Genomic DNA, 21,462 nt, shown 5'->3' on the forward strand with positions numbered 1-21,462 from the left:
TGAGAGTCCCTCAACTGAATTCCTTTTTACTCATACTCATGCAACGCCCCTAGCTTTCGCATCTCTGGCCAAATCATCGCGGTTGCAACCACCACCAGAATTGTGCCAATTCCACCGCCAACTACGGAAACTATGGGGCCGAACAAAGCCGCCGCTAAACCTGACTCAAAGCCCCCTAATTCATTAGAAGCACTAATAAACACGCTGTTAATTGCTGCAACTCGACCGCGTAAATGGTTGGGTGTGCGAATTTGAACTAAGGTATGGCGAATCACAACGCTGATACTATCTAATGCGCCACTGAGCGCCAGCATCAGCAACGACAGCCAAAACCAGCGCGACAAGCCAAATATAATTGTGACTACACCAAAACCTACCACAGACCAGAGTAAGGCTGGCCCAGCTTTACGCATAGGTGGCAGATGGGCTAAAGTTACCGCCATAATCAGCGCACCTATGGAAGGAGCAGCTTGCAAATACCCCAACTCTACAGGGCCAACGTGCAAAATATCCTTAGCAAAGATGGGTAATAAGGCTACTGCACCCCCTAGTAAGACTGCAAACCTAGGGTAATTGCTGCTAAGATTATCTGATTTTTCCAGACAAACTCAGCACCCCCAGCTAAGGCTTTGAGTGAGATTGGTTCTTTAGAAAGAGTGGTGTTTTGCTGTTTAATTGGCAATGTTAAGGCGAAACATAAAAATGCTGCCACAGCCGCTAATATATATACGCTTGTAGCATTTCCGAAAGCTGCGATCGCAAATCCTCCCAAAGCTGGGCCGATGACTGTTGCTAGCTGAAAGCTGGTACTATTCCAAGTAGCGGCATTGGTAAAGGCGCTTGTTGGTATTAATTGCCACATCATGGCATCGCTGGCAGGCTTTAAGAACGCTCTAGCTACACCTGAGAAGACTAAGCAGGTATAAAAAAGACTAATTGTACCTTGAGTATAGGAAACTACTGCCAAAGCTAATGAGGAAAGAGCTAGTAGCAGAATAGATAGTAGGGTTGTAAGTTTGCGATCGCGTCTATCTGCTACATGTCCAGCAATTAATGTCAAGGCGATCATTGGTAGCACTTGCGCCAGTCCTACCCCACCTAATACCATCGCTGAGTTGGTGCGTTCATAGAGTTCCCAACCGATAGCTACTGTTTGCATTTGTGAGCCGGTAAACAGTACTACTCGCCCAATAGTAAATAATCGATAATCGCGAAACCTTAAAGCTGCAAAGGAGTCGTGTTGTTTTCCCTCTAGATTAAGGAGCTTTTTTAACTTCTGTTTGCTCAAAGACATTTTTTAGTAGAGTCAACCCTGCTTCAATTTGTGATATTTGTTCTGGTGTCAGACCATCAAGAATATCGGCAATATGAGCGCGAGTAGTTGCTTGGGATTGCAGCAACAGAAATTTTCCTGATTCTGTTAAATTCAAAACTATTCGCCGCCGTTCTTGAGGATGATCTGTACGCTGTACTAAATCGCGTTGTACTAAGCGTTCAATTGTTGTTGATGCTGTAGCGCAGGTAACTCCTAAATGCTCTGCTACCTCAGATAATGATGCACCAGGATTGCGATTGAGAAAAGCTAGCGATCGCAACTGAGGTATGGATAGAGATTCAGCATTGTGACTACGCATATCTGCTCGGATAAACCGCATCAGCAAGGGAACTGTTTCCATTACTCTCGCAGCACATTCTTCCGTGGGTTTTCCGAGCTTGGGCATCTTTTTCTCCTAATTACATAGCCACCCGTGGGTACAATCGTCCACAGATGATAGTCAAGCCTATTAATGTTAGCAAGAGAATTGTACAGTCCAGACCAAACCCATAGATACTGGAGCCATGAGCGATCATTGCACCGCGTAAGGCGTCAACTTCATAAGTTAAGGGATTGATACTAGAAATTAGATGCAACCAACCTGGCATGAGTGATAAGGGATAGATGGCATTACTCGCAAAAAATAAGGGCATGGTAATTAATTGCCCTATACCTGTAAACCTTTCTCTACTTCTTACCAAACAGCCAATAATTAATGAAAAAACACAAAAACAGGCTGCACCTAACAGCACAATTATCACGACTTCGAGAATAGCCCAAGGATGCAAATTGAGCTTGACACCTAACAGCAGGGCTAATCCATAGATAATTACTATTTGTGATAAGCTCCTGATTCCACAGGCTACAGCTTTACCCAACACCATTGCAGCGCGGGGTACAGGACTAGCGAGAAATTTATGTACAATTCCTAAATCTCGCTCCCAAATCAGCGTCATCCCACCAGTGAAAATGGCTACAAAAAGTACGCTTTGAGCGAGAATCCCCGGAGCCATAAATTCTAAATAAGATAAGTCTCCTGTAGGGATAGCGCGAGTGCGGGTGAAAACTTGCCCAAAAACTAACAGCCACAATGCAGGTTGTACGCCCCGAATTAATAAATCATAGGGATCGTGGCGCAGTTTACGTATTTCTAGTTCAGCGATGACAAGAGTTTTGCTAAATAATTCTGCGATCGCAGAAATAAAATTACCTCTATTTCGAGGCTGAGGATCAACCCAACCGTTGAGCATTACGTCTGGTTCTTGCTGTGTCACGATAACTAACTCCTGATGCTAATTCGGCCCCTGTATAGTGAATAAACACATCATCCAAAGTGGCGTTTGGTGTATCTAAAGCAGCTTTTAAATCTGTGGGTGAGCCAGTTGTAATCACCTTACCCCGATTCATAATCGCTACTCGATTACACAAGCTGTCCGCTTCTTCCAAAAAGTGAGTAGTTAAAAAGATAGTTGTGCCGTAATTTGTATGGAGTTCCTTAACCAAATTCCAGACTTGGTTGCGCGCCACCGGATCGAGTCCCACAGTTGGCTCATCGAGGAACATAATTTGCGGCCGATGCAAGATGGATTGGGCAATTTCCAGTTTGCGAATCATCCCCCCAGAATAATTTCTCACTAAGCGATGGGCGACTTCCTCTAAACCCATGAATTCCAGCACATCACGGATGCGCTGTTGGCGACGCTGAGATGGAATGTCATACAGCTTGGCAAAGATTAAGAGATTTTCATAGCCTGTAAGACTCCCATCAGCAGAAAGCGCTTGTGGTACATAACCAATAGCTTTTCTTACAGCCTGAGATTGATGAGTGACATCATAACCAGCTATGGTTCCTCTACCAGCACTGGGCGGTAGTAGCGTTGTCAACATCTTAATTACTGTGCTTTTCCCTGCTCCATTGGGGCCAAGCAAGCCGAATACTTCACCTGCTGCTACAGATAAATTCAAGCCATCAACAGCAGTAAAGCTGTCAAAACGGCGTGTGAGTTCGTGAGTTTGCAATATGACCGATTGTGGAAAGTTAGTAGCAGTTTCCATTCGGTCTGCTCTTCCTGTCAGTTTTGTCACAAGTCAGATGCACTTCCTTGAGAATTAATTTAGACAACCTAACTATTAGCTTCTCATATATTTACTGGAAGTCAAGAGTCTGGTTGTAGAAAAAGTTATCAATAATTGACTAGGTAAGTCTTTGAAGAAACACGGGGGAAAGGGTAAAGGAATTGAATTACCGATGTTTCGTTATGATCGGCAAGAGAGTTTTTAAACGCAAAGTATTGCAACGGTAGCGCGGAGTGGCGCGGAGGAGTTTTGAAGTTAATTTAGTTGGCAGTAATATTAGCTATGGAAGAGTATTACAAAGAAGACCTCGCATTTATTCATGATGTCGGTTTTAATGATTATGCTCTCAAGTCTGCTCCTGGGATATTGGAAATTCTGGCACAACACAATATCCGAGAAGGGCTGCTCGTAGACTTAGGTTGTGGTAGCGGTTTATCGACGCAAGAGTTTACCAAAGCTGGGTATGATGTTTTGGGAATTGATATTTCTAAGTCGATGATTGCACTCGCACGCGCCAGAGTCCCAAATGCTGAGTTTAGGATTGGTTCATTGTTTGAGGCTGAGATTCCGCCTTGCAATGCTGTGACATCAATAGGTGAATGCCTTAACTACCAGTTTGACGCAAAAAGCGATCGCCAAACCCTCTCTCATCTTTTCTATCGCATATATCACGCCTTAAATCCTGGGGGTGTCTTCATTTTCGACATTGCAGAACCAGGACAAATTACCCAAGGAATCACTAAGGGATTTAGTGAAGGTGAAGATTGGATAGTACTGGTTGAGAAGCAAGAAAATCAACAGCAAAACATTTTAACCCGCCGGATTATCACCTTTCGCACAGTGGGAGAACACTACAGACGTGATGACGAAATCCACTATAGCAATCTTAAATGATTTGTGAAATCTTACATATAGGTTTGTTGACTGTTAACCGTTGACCGTTCACGTAGGATGCGTTAGCGATCGCGTAACGCATCAGTGCTGAGATTTTTCAGAAATAAAATAGGATTTCTATATATCTTATAAGTGACCTCTTATTTATTTAGATATCTTAGTTTTTACTGTTGAAATCATCAAGATAATTTCAAGAATCAATCAAAATAATTCTTCCTAGAAAGAATGAAATATTACTTGAACACCAAGGGCATCAATTTGGATTATTCCTTGTTTTGTGTTATCGAAGATTCGTTACTCGGGGTTAGGTTCGTTATTTGTATGGAATCTTTGTGATAAATTTCTGAGATTCTAATTCAGACCTTAAATTAAACATTTAATAATCTTTTCTTAATCATTGTTACATAAAAGTAATAGAAATGTCATATTTCTCGCTATGACAGATACAAAAAAGTCTCAAAACAATTCTTATTGATTGGTAAATATTTATGTTAAATACAAAAATAAATAGGTAATTCTGCATTTTTTGCAACTACAGAATAATTTCAATTTATTCAATGCATCGTGTCATTAAAAGATGAATTGAATAGTAGATTTGTTGACTTTAAATGGAGAATTTCAAGAATGAAAGGTTCATTGCATCCTAAAAATAATATTACTCTCAACCCATCTAGTAACGAGTCAATTTATGACGTAATCAATCGCGTCAGTATGAAGCGTCGGCGCTTTATTATGACGGCGGTAGGTGCGTCAGCGCTAACTGTTCTAGGAGATGTCTCTGTAAGTGGTTTGCTCCAAACTGTTGAAGCTACACCAGCACCCAAAAGTAAAGGTTTTGGTGGTATTGGCTTTAAGAGTGTACCGCCAAATCTACTCAATAAAACTACAGGACTTCTAGAAAAGGATCTTGTGAGTGTTCCTCAAGGTTATACAGCCAAAGTACTGGTTGCTTGGGGAGATCCGGTTGTCTCTGGTGGCCCTACTTGGTTGGTAAATGCTTCCCAAGATGCAAGCGCACAGGAAAAGCAATTTGGGATGCACGCCGATGGTATGCATTACTTCCCTTTTTCACCAGGAAATTCTTTTGGTAGAAGAGTAAGTTCACAAATTGAATTCTTTAAGAGCTTTTTCAACAAGTCAACAAATAATGGTTTGTTGTGCGTCAACCATGAGTATACTCAAGAATCTCTTTTGCATACTGATGGTCTAGATCAAGTCACCATTGCCAAGGTGCGAAAGTCTCAGGCTGCTCATGGTGTGTCTGTTGTGGAAATTTTCAACAAGGGCAATAACTGGAAATATAATCCCAATTCCCACTATGGTCGCCGCATTACTGCTAACACCGAGATGCAAATTTCTGGGCCTGCGGCTGGTGATGCTCTATTGAAGTCTAAGAAGTTTGAGATCACACCAAATGGCTCTATTGACACAGGTAGGCTCAACGATGGCTACACCGCATACGGTACAATCAACAACTGCTCTAACGGCTATACACCTTGGGGTACATACCTAACTTGTGAAGAGAACTGGAATGGCTACTTTGGCAATCTTGGTGAGACTCTAGTTTCAACTCCAGGTATAGTAGACTCCGAGATTCTCGCAGGACAAAATCGCTACGGTCTGTCACGTACAGGAGCCGGCTATCGTTGGTACGAGGTCGATCCACGCTTCAACAGTCGTACAAACCCACTCGAACCTCACTTATTCGGTTGGGTAGTCGAGATTGACCCTTTCGATCCCTATAGCAAACCAGTTAAACGTACAGCTCTTGGTAGATTCAAACACGAGAGCGCTCAGGTTGTTGTCGATGACAATAACCGTGTTGCTTTCTATATGGGTGATGACGAACGCAACGAGTATATCTACAAGTTCGTGTGCGCTCGGCGCTTCAATTCTAGACAACGTAGTGCTAACCGCAATTTACTTGACGATGGCGTTTTATACGTTGCCAAGTTTAATGATAACGGTACTGGTGAGTGGATTCCGTTGGTTTATGGTCAACGTGGTCTCACACCTGAAAATGGTTTCAGAAGTCAAGCTGAAGTACTGATCAAAACACGTCAGGCGGCGGATCGAGTTGGTGCAACGATGATGGATAGGCCAGAGTGGACAGCAGTACGTCCTCAGATTCGTGGTTTTAAAGATATTGAAGTCTATTGCACGCTAACTAACAATAGCCTTCGTGGTACAACTCCACCCTCCGTAAATAATCAAGATGGCTCGACAGGAGCAGCCACTGCGCGTCCTCCTGTTGATGCCTCTAACCCACGTCCTGACAACCGTTACGGTCACATCATCCGTTGGCGTGAAGATGGGCGCAGTGTGACCGCTACAACCTTCAAATGGGATATTTTTGTTCTGGCTGGTGACAAAACTAGAGCAGAATCAAACCTGCAAGGTAATATCAATGGTGATGATTTCAGTTCACCAGATGGCCTGTGGTTCGATGACTTCGGTCGTCTCTGGATTCAGACTGACCATGCAGGAAATGGTAGCGGTGACTTGGCAAATATTGGTAGTAATAATATGTTGTGTGCTGACCCCAACACCAAAGAAGTTAGACGCTTCTTGACTAGTCCTATGAATTGTGAGGTAACAGGCGTAACTACAACCCCAGATGGTAAAGCCCTGTTCATCAATATTCAGCATCCAGGTGAAGGCGCACCTGCTTCAAATCCCACCCAAACTAGCAACTGGCCTCACAGTCAAGGTTATGGCCCATCTGGTCGTCCACGTTCTTCAACTGTCGTGATTACCCGCGATGATGGTGGCATTATCGGTGAATAACAAAAATCAACCAAATTCCTCATCGTAGCTGTAGAAATAGATAGTTACAAGAGGAGCGTTACGCGATCGCATAACGCTCCTCTATGTGCATAATACTCAAATAATGTCTGCGACACATCAATAACACGGGGATGTGAGGACACCCAGATAAAGTAAAAAATCCAGCATTTCTGCCGGATTGGAGCGTTTATCTACACCGTTGTTTGTCTTCTACCCGAGCGAATCGTCTCACCAAACGTCTTTTTTTACTGATTGCACTCAATGCAGGAAAATAATATCTCGATATTAATTTGAAGCCTTGAGAACTATTTGTACAAAGGCTTTTAAGCTATCTTTGATTTGCGTTTAACTAAAGATCCAGCACTTAAAGCACCAAAAGCAAGCAAGCCTAACATGGAACTAGGTTCGGGAACAGACTGAGAAGGTAATCCAGCTAACTGTCCAATAGAACCCTTAGTGCGGAATATTGTGTAATTAGTATTTGCAGAGGTTCCTCGTTGTTGCTTATCGGCAGTAGTCACATTCAGAAAATCTGCATTTTGGGAAATTCCTGCAATTGTACCCCAAGGTGTAGTGCCATTAGCGCCTCGTCTTTCCGCACTACGCCAATTTCCTCCTTGAATTTCTCCGACTAAGTCTGTTACCAGAGGAACATTTCCTTCAAAAGTATCACCTGTTCCTAAGAAACCCTGATCTTGTTGAGTCACGGAATTTCTGAGGGTGTATGGGTTAGCTCCTTTGCTGATCATGTATTCCCAATCAGTTGCTTTACTCAATAGAGTCTGACCCGTAGAAAATTCAAATTGACCAATCCAAGATTCGTCAACACTTTGATCGTCCCAAACAACTAAATATAAATAATCAGATGCATTGACATTAGTATTCCAAGTTTCTGCATTAGACCAGTTATACGCTCCTGAACTCCCCTGGCTTCCCAGCTCGTTACGACCTACAAAACTTAAAGAGTTGCCACTTGCATTTCCATAGAACAATCCATAGTGATTGTCTGCGGTAATAGTTGTTTTCATATCAACCGCAGAAGCTTGTCCTGCACCAGCAATTGCTAAACCAAAAGTCAGGACTGTTCCTGTTAAAAAGCTTTTTAAGAGTTTCGACATGGTTTTTTAGTGCTTTTGTTACCAATACCTTGGCATACAAAATAGTTAATTGTCTAGATAAAAATAATGTTTTTTCTACAAATTAAAGCTTATAAAATATCTCTTATTAAAATATTGTTATAGTATTTTTTATTTTTGCTATTTAATAGTATTTACTTAAATAAATCTAATGTTTAATATTAAAATAATGCTGAATAGATAATATTTATGTGATATCTACTATATCTAAAATATGTCAGCAACAATAATCATCCAATCTTTAGTGGATTTAACTTAGATGAAAATATAAAATATGTGGAAAATACTGCAAAGTATCATGCGCTTACCCTGCTAGTACAAGTTGGCGTAAATAAACAGACTATCTGTAATTGCTAAAAGGCTTGTGGTATAAGTATTCTTTCTTTTTACTTTTTACGTTTGCCTTGTTGTACTAGCAATTTTTATAGTTTAGCTGATGGCTTGTAATGAAATAGTTTGAGGAAAAGCTTTTATACACATATAATAAATTCGAGTTTAAATTGACAAACTCCAACCGTGTTAATACGTAAATTTAGTTTATAGATATAAACTTGTTCCTATTTGGCAATTGCAGAGAAAGATAAAATAGTCAGCATTAAGGTTCTTAAGATAAATCTCAAAAAAAATGACCAGCCTCCCACAGCTGGTCTAAAAAATATTTTCCGCGTTGTCTTCTCATTAGAGTTAAAACCCTGTTGCGCGTTCCCAAAATGCAACGGGCAACGTTTCTTAACAATATTGTAGCAGTCAACACAGTTTTTTCAGAAAAATTTACCAAAAAAAGATACTGTTAAGGTTTGATGACCTCTATCTTTGAGAATAATTCGATATGTCTATCAAAAGACAGATGACTTAATAATCAAAAGTTACAAAGTTTGACCTTTTACTATTGATTGTGGTTGTCCCCACAGGATACGCTCTTGCTTGTAAATGGCAATTCCAGGTTTCGCACCTTTAGGTTTGTAGACGTACTTTGGCTGAGTGTATACTACTGGCACTTGGTCACTTTGACGAGCGCGACTATAGTAGGAAGTAAGGTTGGCAGTAAATTGCAAATCGGCTTCTTCAGGGACTGCGCCTGGTTCTAACCGCAGTAAGACATGACTACCAGGAATTTCTTGTGCGTGGAACCACAAGTCATAATCTCCAGCTACCCGAAAAGTTAATTGGTCATTCTGGCGATTGTTGCGACCAATTAATACTTCAAAGCCGCTGGGAGTACGATAACGATGAAAGTTGCTGCTACTATCTTCGTTAGTAGTACGGTTGCGGTATTCTGGGTCTTCTAGATACCGTTGTCCAATTAGCTCATCGCGGATTTCTTCGAGCGCTTGTAAATCTTCAGGTGTTTGATATTTTTCTATCTGAGCGATCGCAGCTTCTACTTGCTCTAAGTATTCTATTTCTGTGTTCACTTCTGCAAGTAGTGGTTCGACCGCAGCACGTGCGCGTTTCAGCTTTTGGTGCTGTTTATAAAGGCTTTGAGCATTTTGCACCGCATTTTTATCTGGTTGCAGAGCGATCGCTACTGGTAAGTTAGTTTCAAAATCAGGAAGGGTAATTTCTTTCATCCCTGCTTCCCAGTTATGCAAGTTAGCCATCAATAAATCGGCTTTGTGGCGATATTCATCGGCTCTATCTGATTGTTGCAAGCGTTCTGCAAAGGTGTTTGCCTTTAGCCGTAATTTTGCCAAGATATTATTTAGTTTTTGGTTCAGCTGATGGCGGAGTTGAGCAAATACTTGTTCGTTGAGTTGGTCGGTATAGTAGCGGTTGAGTAGTTCTTGTGTATCCTTTGCTGGTGTTACTCCACCCCAACCCATGACGGTGTATCCATCATCCATCCAAGCAGGGTAAAACTTTTCTACTTGTAATGCTTCTAGCCATACTTGCCATTGTTGAAACAATCTTTGCCAATCTTCCGGTGTCAGGCTATCGGTGGTTGTTTCTGGTGGTATATTTGCTGATCGCACCATTGATTCTACCAGCGATGCACTTAAACCACTATAACTTTTGAGCAACTGACGCTTAATCGCTCCTGGTACTAAACTCACTCGTTCTTGCCAGCGTTGTACAGATTCACTCACACTAGGAACTGGGCCAGTGAGTTTCGGTGGAGTTTCATAAGTTTGTCCGGTTTGGATGGGACGGACGCTAGATTGTTGCTGACTAACTTGATGGGCGGCAGTGATAATTAGATTGTTAGCATCGGTGAGGATGACATTGCTGTATTTCCCCATAATTTCCACGTAAACGTGATATAATGCGCTTTCTTGGGGACGACGAGCAAATTGGAAATCGATAACACGCTCCCAAGGTGCGATCGCTTCAATACCTACTAATGCCAAACCACCCAATTGGTGTATAAGTTGTTGACTAAAAGTAAAAGTATCTGGTACCCGTGGCGGCGGATTACCAATGCAGATGCGTGCAGCTTGGGGATGCCAAGAAATCTCTAGCCAACCCCGCTGTTTGAGGGTACGTAAGGCGATAGAAATAGTATAGCGATCGCGCTGGAAAACCTGCTCTGTTCTGGATGGTAACCAGTAAGTGCGAAGTTCGCTACAAGCAGCGGTGAGGGTAGTAAAATCAACTGGTTGCACAACAATTAGTTAGCCATTGGCGTTCATACTATCGATGCTAAGTATAGTCCTAAATGCCAAGAGTCAAGAGTCAATAGTCCAAGATATCTAATAGAATATCTCAAAACCAATTACCCTTGACCCTTGTACAGACGCGATTCATCGCGTCTCTGCTGTTGCTGTTTATCTTTGCAAAGCTGGTTCTTTACTAACTTGCGCCGCAGGTTGCGCGACAGATTTTTCCAAACTAGACACCAAAGCTGGTACTAAATCTGGAACTACAGGCTGTTCTAACAGTTGGGTGTAAAGTTCACTCAACTGAGATGCCACACCATCCCAACTAAACTTACTGATCACACGTTCCCTCGCAGCTTTCCCTAACTGTTCTCGCCATTCGGGATTCATCAGAATGCGGTCAATGGCATCTGTAAAGGCTGGTACGTCTCGAGGTGGCGCTAATATCCCAGTTTTTTCGGAAACTACAGTAAATTGCAGACCACCCACATCACTGGCGATGACTGGTGTACCGCTAGCCATAGCTTCAATCGCTACGAGTCCAAAAGGTTCGTAGTGGCTAGGAACAACGCAAACATCAGCCGCAGCGTAGTAAGTAGGTAGGACAGTTTGACAGAGGCGACCGGGTAGGGAGGTCATCTCTTTCATACCCAGCTCATCGATAATACCTTCAATGCGATCGCGTTCTATACCGTCGCTGTTACCTGGGGTGCTACCACCACCAATAATCAATTGTAGATTTTCCGAACCACGTAATTTTGAGGCTCCAACGGCACGTACTACGGTTTCTATACCTTTACGAGGGTCAAACCTGCCAACGTACAATACTACTTTTGCATCAGATGCAATTCCTAACTTAGCTCGCGCTGCTTCTCTATCTATAGAGCCAAATTGCCGAATATCTGTACCACAGGGAATGATATCAATATTGCCTTTGGTGGAAACGAGCGATCGCATATGCTGCTTTTCTTGGGGACTCGTCGCCACAATTGTTTCTGCTGTCTCTAATACTTCTTTTTCTACTGCTAAACGTTTACTAGCAATTGCTGGAATATTGTCTATGGTGTTGTACTTAACTGCTCCTAAAGAGTGGTATGTATGAACCTGCTTACTTCCTTGGATTTTCTTTAATTGCATCCCCACCCAGCTAGAAAGCCAGTAGTTGGTATGAACTAAGTGATAGGTAATACCGTTTTCTTGCTGGAATTGGCGGAACTTTTCAATAAATTCTGGTAAATAAACAAAAAGATTATCTCTTGGCACAAACTCTAAAGGCCCAGCTTGAAAGCGAATGGTGCGGCAGAAGGGACTGTGCTGCACAATTGTTTCTTGCTCCGCACTCACTTGGCGGGTAAACATATCAACCTGCCATCCTAGCCGCGCTAGTGCTTCACCTACGTTGCGGACGTAAACATTCTGACCGCCGGCTTCTTCCTTTCCTATTTCAATCGCCGGGTCTCCGTGGACTGAAATCAAAGCGATGCGTTGTTCCGTGGTAGCGTTCATAGTTTGTTGTTGTGCTGATTGTTAAAAAGTTGCAGGCAGCTCCAAGATTGCGCCTAGCACTTTTACTGAAAAGATTTGATAACTTTTGATTAAACTTGATTTTAATTTAATAGGTCAATTCTTTTTATGCATCTACTACGGGAAATATGCTTTTCGGCACCGTATTTATATTTAATCTTTTTATCTGTGCATTGGTATATTTATATCTAATCCTGGGGATAGAGGAGTTTCTAAAAAATTTTTGCTACAAGAGCATACAGTAGGATGTATATACGTTATTAAACGTTTTTGACTGCCAATACTCTACTTTCTACGCATCATTTTTAGCTATTTTGCTTCAGTTTTAATACGCATTTAAATATGTATTAAACGCTAGTTAACTATATATGAATTTTTAGTTTTAGCCTTGAAAAGTTTGATCAATCAAGAGTTTTCTTACTGTGGTGTTTTCCCTCAGAGAATATACCAAAATAAATACATTGTATTTTCTTATACTTTTAAAAAGATAAATATTTTTTTGTTACATAAGATACAGCATTTACAAAAAGTAATAATTTGTGCCTTATTACAAAGGTTCATATTGCCAAATATTAAGCACAAGAAAAAGCTTATAGAAGCTATAGGATATACTTATACTTCCAAATACTTGAGCAAAAGCCGCAGCAAATTTGTTTACGAGTGATTTAAGCGATTCAACAACTAAGCAATAGGATTCACTTGTTGATTAATCATGGGTGTAGCGGTACCTATAAAAAGCTATTAAGCAAGGCAAAAACCAGAAATTGCGAGTAAAGTGGAGAAATATCTAGCCTAATTTCTAGCTGTTGTGCGATCGCAGTTATGTGTAATAAGACATAGGTAAGATAAATTGTCATCTCAAGTTTATGCAGCCACTCTCCCAAACTCAATTCCTGCAAAAGTGTCCGCTAACGCTAGCGCCGAATACATCAGTTGAGTTTGCAGTCCAAGCCATGAACCAAGAAAACAGCAGCTATGTCTTGGTTGTAGAGCAACACCAGCTTGTAGGAATTTTTACTCAAAGAGATTTGGTAAAGGCGATCGCATCTGGTGTGAATTTGAGTGTGGCGACTTTATCAGATGTAATGACTGACAATGTCATTACTGTTAAGGAATCTGAGTTAGGCGACTTATTTAAGATATTGCGACTGCTGAAACAGCAGCAAATTTCCTACCTACCAGTTTTAGACAAAGAGGGAAAATTAGTAGGTGCGATCGCGCTTGCGAATATGCAAGCAGCATTGCTCCTAGAAATTGAGCATCGTGAACAAGTTGCACAAACTCAACCAAATTACCAAACTCAGCTTGATGTCATTCTGAGCAGCACGAGAACAATTATTAGTAGAATTCGGCTACTATCCGCGCCAGAATTCCGTTGTGAATATATCTCTCCTAGCTGTCAAAGCATTTTAGGATATTCTCCTGATGAATTCTTAGCAGATCCTCTGCTTTGGGCTTCTAGGCTATTACCAGAAGATCAGAATGTGATTTTGCATCATATTCAGGATGCGATTCAGTCTGAGAAAATACTTACCATCGAGTATCCCTTCAGTCACAAAGATGGATCAATTTGCTGGATTTGCGATACTTTTAGTTCCGAGTGGGATGAAATTACCCAATCCTGGCAGGTAATGAGTGTCAAAACAGACATCACTCAGCGCAAACAAACCGAAGAAGCCTTACGCACAAGTGAAGAACGCTTGCAGCTAGCCTTAGAAGCCTCTGGAGAAGGGGTTTGGGATTGGAACATAATTACAGGGTATCTTTATCTCAGCCCTCGTTGGTGTGAAATGCTTGGCTATGCTGCTGATGAACTAGCTGATGATATCACTACTTGGGAGCAATTGCTGCATCCAGAAGACCGTCCTTGGGTAATGGATGTACTACAATCTCACCTGATGGATAGTTCCATTCCCTACACTTTTGAATATCGAATGCGAACTAAATCGGAAGGGTGGAAATGGATTGCTAACTATGGCAAAGTCGTGAGTCGAGATAAAAACGGTCAAGCTTTACGGATGGCGGGAATTCACCGCAATGTGACCAATCGCAAACGCGCCGAACAAGCTTTACAAGAACGCGAAGCTTTTTTAAGGGCAATAGGAGATAACATTCCCCATAGTTATATTTACCAAGTAATCCGCGAAAGGGATGGTAATTATCGCTTCTACTATATTAGTGCTGGTGTGGAAGCTACAAATGGATTCCATCCCACAGCAGTTTTAGCAGATTCCAGCTTACTCTATAACAACTTGCTCCCAGAGGATCAACTTTACGTCAGCCAGAAACAAGAGGAATCTGCCCAAACAATGTCAGTCTTCGATGTTCAGGTGCGAGAATATACCCCGCAGAGAGATATTCGTTGGATACGCCTCTGCTCCACACCTCGGCATTTAGATGATGGGCGGATTTGTTGGGATGGTATTCGACTGGATATTACCGAACAGAAATTAACTGAAGAAAGACTACGCAAAAGCACGGCTCTACTTACAGAAGCTCAACAGGTAGCTCAAATTGGCAACTGGGAATATGATTTAGCTACACAAAAAATTACTTGGACGGAAGAGCTTTTCCATATCTTAAACCGAGATCCAGCACTACTAGAACCTAGCTATGATGAAAACCTGCAAATTTATCAGCCACAAGATGCAGCAAGGTTGCACAAAGCCGTTGAAACCACAATTACAACTGGTGAATCATATAAGCTCATACTAAAACGCAATCCCCGTCCTGATGGCTCTATCCGCTACATTGAAGGTACTGGACAAGCCGAGTTCAATGCTGATGGACAAGTAATTCGGCTTTATGGAACCGCCCAAGATATTACAGAGCGTTTCTTAGCACAACAAAGCTTACAGAAAAAGGAAGAATTTTTAAGCAGTATTTATAACGGTGTTGAACAATGTATTTTCGTAGTTGATGTTTTGGTAGATGGTGAAATTTCCTTTGTAGATATCAACCCTGCCTATGAACGGTTAACAGGGATTAGTGCTTTAGACATCCAAGGTAAAACATTAGATAAGTTACTACCACCAGAAGTTGCATCATTAGTGCGCCAGCATTATCAAGCCTGTGTTACCGCGAGAGAGACTGTTACCTATGAGGAATGTTTACCAATCTCCGGACAAGATACTTGGTGGATCACTAGTTTAACTCCTTTACTTGACGAAAATTCATGTGTGTATCGTATCGTTGGTAGCAGTACAAATATTAGCGATCGCAAACGGTTAGAACTAGCACTGCAAGCTTCTGAAAGCCGATTAAATAATATTCTCACTACAGCTAACGCTTCTATTGTGTGTTTTCGTGTCTTTGCCAATTACGACTGGGAATATGAGTATCAGTCTATAGGTAGTGAAGCTCTATTTGGCTATACTCCGGCAGAAATTGTATCTGACAAACAGATGTGGATGTCACAGGTATTTGCAGAAGATAGAGAACAAGTTTTATATCCGCTGTTTGAGGAAATTTTGGCGGAACGCACTAGTACTATTGAGTATCGGTTTCATCACAAAGATGGTTCTCTGCGCTGGATTTCTGCAACTTACTCCTCCCATCGAGACAAAGTGGCTAATTGTTGGATTGTCACGGGAGTAAGCATTGATATTAGCGATCGCAAACGCTTAGAACTAGCACTGCAAGCTTCTGAAAAACGATTACAAAATATTCTCTCTACAGCCAGTGCTTCTATATTTAGTTTTCGGATCTCTGCTAATCAAGAATGGGAATATGAATATCAGTCTGCTGCTAGCGAAATAATTTTTGGTTATTCTCCTGCAGAAATTCTAGCAGATAAAAAGCTGTGGATTTCACGGGTATTGCCAGAAGACAGAAAACAAGTTATGTATGCTCGGTTTCAGCGAAGTATTGCTGAAGGTACTAACTCTATAGAGTATAGATTCCGTCACAAAGATGGTGCTGTTCGCTGGATTTCCACCACTTATTCTTCTGTTCGCCAAGAAGAAACTGATACTTGGGTGGTTATTGGTGTCAGCATTGATGTTAGCAGCCTTAAACTAGCTGAAGAAGCCATGCGCCAAAGCGAAACTTTATTTCGGACTCTCAGCGATTCTGCACCTGTCGGTATTTTTAGAAGCGATACTTTGGGCACAAATATCTATACAAATCCCCGCTTTCAAGCAATTTGCGGATTAAGTTTAGAAGAATCGTTTGGTGATAGCTGGTTACAGTATATTCATCCAGAAGATTTAGCAGTATTCTGGCCCCAGTGGCAAGAGTTAGCAACTGTCAACCTAGAGTTTTGTACGGAGTTGCGTTACATTCGCCCCGATTCAACATTACGCTTTTTACGCATCACTATTGTCCCAATCATCTCTTCTCCTCATGAAATTATAGGGTACGTTGGCACAATCGAAGATATTACTGAAAGTCGCGCAATTGAGAAAATGAAAAATGAATTTATCTCAATTGTGAGCCATGAATTACGAACACCTTTAGCTTCTATTCGCGGTGCTTTAGGATTGCTGTCATCTGGAGTATTAAAAACGCAACCAGAAACGGCTCAACAAATGTTAGATATTGCTTACAGCGATACGGAACGTTTAGTACGTTTAGTAAATGATATTTTAGATTTGGAACATTTAGAATCCAACAAATTTTCTCTTGTTAAGCAGCGGTGTGATGCTGCTACACTGATACGCCAATCTGTCGAAGCTTTACAGCCTTTAGCTACAGCTAATAATGTTGTATTAGAGATGTCGCTAACCTCTATCCAGATATGCGTAGACCCCGATCGCATTATGCAAACCCTGCTTAACTTAATTGGGAATGCCATCAAATTTTCCCCAGCGAATAGTACAGTCACGCTAAGTGCCGAAGATTTGAGCGATCGCATTTTATTTAAAGTTCAAGACCAAGGTCGAGGCATACCTCATGATATGTTAGAAACTATTTTTGGACGCTTTCAACAAGTTGATGCCAGCGATTCCCGCCAAAAAGGTGGCACAGGTTTAGGATTAGCTATTTGTCGTGGTATTGTGCAACAACATGGTGGCACAATTTGGGCACAAAGTGTTTTAGGTGAAGGGAGTATTTTTTATTTTACAATTCCTAAACCAGAAGTATAACCTATACACTAGAAATTTAAAAATATTTGTAATAAATATATGTAAGATCTGTTGTCGCCCAGCGCTGCACCGATGCAAAATAAACAATTCCAGGTACTATATCTTTAGTATGAACACACCCTATTCTAAATTTATATTTGTTCTCATAATTAAAATTTTCTCACTAAATTTCCTTAATTTTGAATTTTGAATTCCCCGTAGGGATTAGCTGGTATATTACAATCTCGCTCATCTAATGCTGAATTCAAATAGATAGTATTGTGGGAAATTTCTGGAAGTATTTAATGATTAGGATATTTAATCTAAAATCCAAAATCTTCTTAATTCCAACCCAAAATGCCTGCTACCTGTTCCGCCAGCCGTAAAGGATCAAAAGGTTTATTAATCACGCCTGCAATTCCTAACTGGGCATATTGTTCATGCTTAGTAGGTTCCACTTTAGCAGTGATCAACATAACTGGAATACTTTGAGTTACAGGGTTCTTTTTTAACTCTTGTAACACAGTAAATCCATCTAAATCTGGCATCATGACATCAAGCAAAATAGCATTTAGCTTTTCAGTTTGGGCTTTAAGTAAGCCTTCTCTGCCAGATTCAGCTTTTAGTACTGTCCAATCGGCTAAATTTTCTAGACAGGCTTGAATTACTGTGGACAGCGATTTTTCATCATCAATCAAAAGAATACGTTTTCTGGACATATTACAGATGCTAATTTTCAGTATCGAAATACCATAGATACGCGATTACGCAGTTAATCCTAGATTTCGCCATTGGGTTGTTAAGAGTCCTGATCCAAATACTAGATTGGACATGAGAACGCCAGCCACCTCTCCCATAGGTGATGCTACGCCTAGCTTGCTTCCCCATAGGGGTAGAAGTTGCGATGCGATCGCTATAGGTACTGACTCCTCTGAACAAAGGAAATTTGAATCGAAGAATAAATTATCTCAGCGCGTATCGGCTGATCTTTAACCAGCCACAAAGAAGATAAATAGTCAGCCAAACTATTTCTTTATCTTCCCATTATTTACCTTTTTCCCGCTAAACTTATTACTTAGACTAAAAAATAAATATGAGGAAATTATGAGGTATTTTCTTTATTGAAAAATAAAAAAAATAAAGCCATTTATGCCCAGTTTTAACACAACCAAGCATAAAAATCTGTCTTTCCGATGTCCTATGCCCTATGCCAATTTTCAAGTTAGTATATTTTTTAGCTTAAAGCCTTAAAACTGCCACCCCAGAGTGTTTGCAACTAGTTCTGATAAACGCAAAGGATCAAACGGTTTAGAAATCACTCCTGCAATGGACAATTGGGAAAATTCCTTTAAATCTACTGTTTGGACTTTAGCTGTTAGTAAAATTACGGGTATATTATTAGTGGTCAAATTTTCTTGTAGCCGTTGAAACAGCAACATTCCATTGATATCTGGCATCATAACATCTAACAAAATTGCATCTGGATGTTCACTTTTAGCTACAGCTAGACCTTCACTACCAGATTGTGCCACTAAGACTTGCCAACTTCCAATATTTTCTAAACAAGCTTTAATCACTGTACAGAGATTTTTTTCATCATCAATGACTAAAATGCGTTTTTTTGACATAGCGTCACCCTGGCTACTGGTAATATTTATGTAACAATTTTTTGCTCAGATGTGTCCGTTCTAGCCGATTCAAAATCCGAGCAATTAATTCTGGCTCTACAATTGGTTTTCTGATGTAGTCGTCGGCTCCAACTAAATAAACTTGATAGAGTATTTCCGGTTCAAAATGGCCAGAGAGAAACAAAATTGGTAAGCGATGCCAAAAATGATCATTCCGGATTATTTGGCATAATTCTATACCATTAAAATCTGGCATCTCAATGTCTAAAATTAACAGATCTGGTTTAGTAGATTCTAATACTTCCCAAAATCTTTGCGATTCTTGTAATGGCGTAACTTGTAATCCCCAAGGTGAGAGCAAAGTAGTCACCTTTTTGAGTATGAGCGGATCGTCATCCACAACTAAAACTTTTGCATCTGTAGCAGTTTGTTGATTAAGCGCTATATTAATAGCGCTTAAAACCTCCACAGCAGACATGGTTTTATTTAAAAAGCTTTGTGCGCCTAAACGAGCAGCTTCTACCCTGTTTTGTAATTGATTATTAGTAGTCAAGACTAAAACAGGAATTTCTGGATGCGTCTCGCTTAGTTCCGCGAGAAAAGTTAAACCATTTTCTTCTTTAGCAGGAAATGATAAATCCAGTAAAATAACTTCGACTGAATTTAAGGAAAGGATAGTTCTCGCTGTTTTGATATCTACTGCTACATCTACATTAAAACCCCAGGATATAGCTTCTAATTTAATACGTTCCGTCAGGGTCGTATCGTCATCAACAATCAGCAGGTGTGCTGATGATGTAATTTGAGCATTGGCAGGGATAACTGGTGAAGATGGCTGTTGCTGCAATGTTTGTTTGAGTAATTTCAGTAACTCTACCAACTGCAAAGCTATTCTCTGGTAGGGAACAGTGTATCTTTCTAGCAGTTGTTCTATGTCACGCGCTATTTTGGAACCTTCTAGAAAACCGTAACATCCCAAAGAACCAGCTAAACGGTGTGCTTCCGCCTGTGCTTGTTTTAATATCCGCTTATCTGGAGTGACAGTTGATAATTGCGCGATCGCTTGTTCTAGTAACTCAAACTTTTCGCTAAAACTTTTGAGAAACTCTTCCCGCATATTTGCCACTACAGCCATGACTTTGGCTTCGGCTTGCTCTTTCTCTGATAAATTCTGACTGGGAAGATTTTGCTTTTGTGGCTGATTTTTTGGTTCTTTCAGCCGATAACCTAAACCATATACTGTTTCTATGAAATCTGCAGTCATTCCTGTTGCTTTTAGTTTCTGGCGCAAACCCTTGATTTGGGTTGTCACCGCTTCTTCCCCAGGAAACTCATCAGCAGACCAAATTCTATCTAATAAAACACTTCTACTAAATATGCGGCGCGGATTTTGCAAAAAAAGTTCTAACAAACCATACTCTTTAGGGGTAAGGTGCAGACGCTTGCCAGCATAGGTGACTTCTTTGATGTTAATATCAAGCTCTAAATTCTCCCAGACTAACACCTTAGCAACAATTGTCTTACCTCGCCGCATTAAAGCTCGAATTCTGGCGATGAGCTCTGATAGCTCAAACGGTTTGTTAATATAATCATCTGCACCCGCCTCTAAACCCATGACGCGCATACTAATATCGTCCTTAGCAGTCAGCATCAGAATGGGTACTTGAGATCCTTCCAAACGGAGTTGGCGACAAAGACTAATCCCATCCAATTTTGGTAGCATCACATCCAAAATTAGCAAGTCGTAATCAAATGCCTTCGCTAACTCTAATCCCGTTTCACCATCGTTAGTGGTCTCTATTTGGTAATTGAGAGTCGAAAGCGCTTTCGCTAGAACTAAATTTGTCTGCTTGTCATCTTCTATTAAAAGAATTTTCACACAATTTTTTCCCCAACTTATCCATAACTCAGGTATTCACTTTTGCTTTTCAATGCCTTACTTTTCTACTCGGCATTGCAAAAAAATTTCTGAGGATGGTCTGCTAGGGATATTATTCCCAATGCCACAGTAGTTTTCATGATTTTTTATGATTCTTTATCACAAAATTACCAACAGTGGGAACACAATAGCTGATTCGTTTTCCGTAATGATGCGGATGGGGACTGGATTGAAAATAGGGATTAGGCGCTAGATAATAAAGATTCTCTCACAAGTGATTAGCTTGAAGATAAGTAATTTTGAATATGAGGAGCGGGACTTTTATCCCTTGTGCGTGTAACTCTTGAGAATTTTCTGATCGGCAAATTCTCAAGAATTAATAATTAACCGCCGATAAAAACACTTAATACTTATGGAAAACAAAATTGGACTCCAAGCAAAAATATACGTACCAATAACAAAAACCTCAACTATATTCTAGAAAAGGCAAATTTAGTTACTTCACAGGTAACTTGCTATATAATGTTGTAAATTTTTTGCTTTGGTTTTCCTGCTAGTAA

The 21,462-nt window shown here is 40.7% G+C and carries 13 protein-coding genes and 1 pseudogene; 3 read left to right on the forward strand and 11 right to left on the reverse strand.

Translation table 11 applies throughout. The features are described 5' to 3' along the window. Positions 1 to 26 precede the first annotated feature (26 nt). From HG267_RS22665 to HG267_RS22680, 4 genes and pseudogenes are all read right to left on the reverse strand, one after another. A pseudogene (locus HG267_RS22665) lies at positions 27 to 1,294 on the reverse strand (MFS transporter). After that, positions 1,257 to 1,721 carry a MarR family winged helix-turn-helix transcriptional regulator gene (locus tag HG267_RS22670; RefSeq protein ID WP_045868093.1) on the reverse strand — a complete coding sequence of 155 codons (465 nt, stop codon included), beginning with the start codon at positions 1,719 to 1,721 and terminating at the stop codon, positions 1,257 to 1,259. The pseudogene HG267_RS22665 and the gene HG267_RS22670 overlap by 38 nt, the downstream one beginning before the upstream one ends. A 13-nt stretch (positions 1,722 to 1,734) precedes the next feature. Beyond that, a complete protein-coding gene (locus HG267_RS22675; RefSeq protein ID WP_235623006.1) occupies positions 1,735 to 2,589 on the reverse strand; it encodes an ABC transporter permease in 855 nt (284 codons plus the stop codon). Beyond that, positions 2,546 to 3,400, reverse strand: coding sequence for an ATP-binding cassette domain-containing protein (locus HG267_RS22680; RefSeq protein WP_045868095.1), 855 nt, complete (start codon positions 3,398 to 3,400; stop codon positions 2,546 to 2,548). Before HG267_RS22680 ends, HG267_RS22675 begins: the two co-directional genes overlap by 44 nt. A 273-nt stretch (positions 3,401 to 3,673) precedes the next feature. Between HG267_RS22680 and HG267_RS22685 the strand changes: the two genes are divergently transcribed. Together HG267_RS22685 and HG267_RS22690 are read left to right on the forward strand one after the other, a co-directional pair. Then, the gene (locus tag HG267_RS22685) at positions 3,674 to 4,285 is read left to right on the forward strand and encodes a class I SAM-dependent methyltransferase (protein WP_081583889.1); all 612 of its coding nucleotides are present in this window, start codon (positions 3,674 to 3,676) and stop codon (positions 4,283 to 4,285) included. 624 nt (positions 4,286 to 4,909) lie between these two features. Next, positions 4,910 to 7,072 carry a PhoX family protein gene (locus tag HG267_RS22690; RefSeq protein WP_045868096.1) on the forward strand — a complete coding sequence of 721 codons (2,163 nt, stop codon included), beginning with the start codon at positions 4,910 to 4,912 and terminating at the stop codon, positions 7,070 to 7,072. A gap of 323 nt (positions 7,073 to 7,395) precedes the next feature. On the opposite strand, the gene HG267_RS22695 is transcribed toward HG267_RS22690, so the two are convergent. The 4 genes from HG267_RS22695 to HG267_RS22710 form a co-directional block, all read right to left on the reverse strand. After that, entirely contained in the window at positions 7,396 to 8,190 is a 795-nt protein-coding gene (locus HG267_RS22695) for a PEP-CTERM sorting domain-containing protein (protein WP_045868097.1), read from the reverse strand. An 884-nt stretch (positions 8,191 to 9,074) separates the two neighbouring features. Next, positions 9,075 to 10,811 (reverse strand): NFACT family protein, encoded by a 1,737-nt coding sequence (locus tag HG267_RS22700; RefSeq protein WP_045868098.1) that lies wholly within the window; start codon positions 10,809 to 10,811, stop codon positions 9,075 to 9,077. A gap of 162 nt (positions 10,812 to 10,973) precedes the next feature. After that, the gene (locus tag HG267_RS22705; RefSeq protein ID WP_071989341.1) at positions 10,974 to 12,311 is read right to left on the reverse strand and encodes a glycosyltransferase family 4 protein; all 1,338 of its coding nucleotides are present in this window, start codon (positions 12,309 to 12,311) and stop codon (positions 10,974 to 10,976) included. 746 nt (positions 12,312 to 13,057) lie between these two features. Further along, on the reverse strand, positions 13,058 to 13,186 hold the full coding sequence (locus HG267_RS22710) for a hypothetical protein (RefSeq protein ID WP_255325144.1): 129 nt from the start codon (positions 13,184 to 13,186) through the stop codon (positions 13,058 to 13,060). A gap of 9 nt (positions 13,187 to 13,195) precedes the next feature. Between HG267_RS22710 and HG267_RS22715 the strand changes: the two genes are divergently transcribed. Continuing rightward, entirely contained in the window at positions 13,196 to 17,416 is a 4,221-nt protein-coding gene (locus tag HG267_RS22715) for a PAS domain-containing protein (RefSeq protein WP_045868099.1), read from the forward strand. A 320-nt stretch (positions 17,417 to 17,736) separates the two neighbouring features. Here the strand turns inward: HG267_RS22715 and HG267_RS22720 are convergent, their stop codons facing one another. From HG267_RS22720 to HG267_RS22730, 3 genes are all read right to left on the reverse strand, one after another. Next, positions 17,737 to 18,114: a response regulator gene (locus tag HG267_RS22720; protein WP_045868100.1), complete on the reverse strand. Its 378-nt coding sequence runs from the start codon at positions 18,112 to 18,114 to the stop codon at positions 17,737 to 17,739. A 528-nt stretch (positions 18,115 to 18,642) separates the two neighbouring features. Then, positions 18,643 to 19,023, reverse strand: a complete 381-nt coding sequence (locus tag HG267_RS22725) for a response regulator (RefSeq protein ID WP_045868101.1) — start codon at positions 19,021 to 19,023, stop codon at positions 18,643 to 18,645. A 13-nt stretch (positions 19,024 to 19,036) separates the two neighbouring features. Next, positions 19,037 to 20,902 (reverse strand): response regulator, encoded by a 1,866-nt coding sequence (locus HG267_RS22730; RefSeq protein ID WP_045868102.1) that lies wholly within the window; start codon positions 20,900 to 20,902, stop codon positions 19,037 to 19,039. Between the last annotated feature and the right edge of the window lie 560 nt (positions 20,903 to 21,462).

The sequence above is a fragment of the Tolypothrix sp. PCC 7601 genome (assembly GCF_025677855.1).
Lineage (GTDB): Bacteria > Cyanobacteriota > Cyanobacteriia > Cyanobacteriales > Nostocaceae > Aulosira > Aulosira diplosiphon.

What these genes read in the sequence shown, in the direction of transcription:
- HG267_RS22710 (WP_255325144.1), bottom strand. Translation starts at nt 13,186, where the DNA reads ATGACAATTTATCTTACCTATGTCTTATTACACATAACTGCGATCGCA.
- HG267_RS22720 (WP_045868100.1), bottom strand. Translation starts at nt 18,114, where the DNA reads ATGTCCAGAAAACGTATTCTTTTGATTGATGATGAAAAATCGCTGTCC.
- HG267_RS22715 (WP_045868099.1), top strand. Translation starts at nt 13,196, where the DNA reads ATGCAGCCACTCTCCCAAACTCAATTCCTGCAAAAGTGTCCGCTAACG.
- HG267_RS22685 (WP_081583889.1), top strand. Translation starts at nt 3,674, where the DNA reads ATGGAAGAGTATTACAAAGAAGACCTCGCATTTATTCATGATGTCGGT.
- HG267_RS22690 (WP_045868096.1), top strand. Translation starts at nt 4,910, where the DNA reads ATGAAAGGTTCATTGCATCCTAAAAATAATATTACTCTCAACCCATCT.
- HG267_RS22695 (WP_045868097.1), bottom strand. Translation starts at nt 8,190, where the DNA reads ATGTCGAAACTCTTAAAAAGCTTTTTAACAGGAACAGTCCTGACTTTT.
- HG267_RS22725 (WP_045868101.1), bottom strand. Translation starts at nt 19,023, where the DNA reads ATGTCAAAAAAACGCATTTTAGTCATTGATGATGAAAAAAATCTCTGT.
- HG267_RS22705 (WP_071989341.1), bottom strand. Translation starts at nt 12,311, where the DNA reads ATGAACGCTACCACGGAACAACGCATCGCTTTGATTTCAGTCCACGGA.
- HG267_RS22670 (WP_045868093.1), bottom strand. Translation starts at nt 1,721, where the DNA reads ATGCCCAAGCTCGGAAAACCCACGGAAGAATGTGCTGCGAGAGTAATG.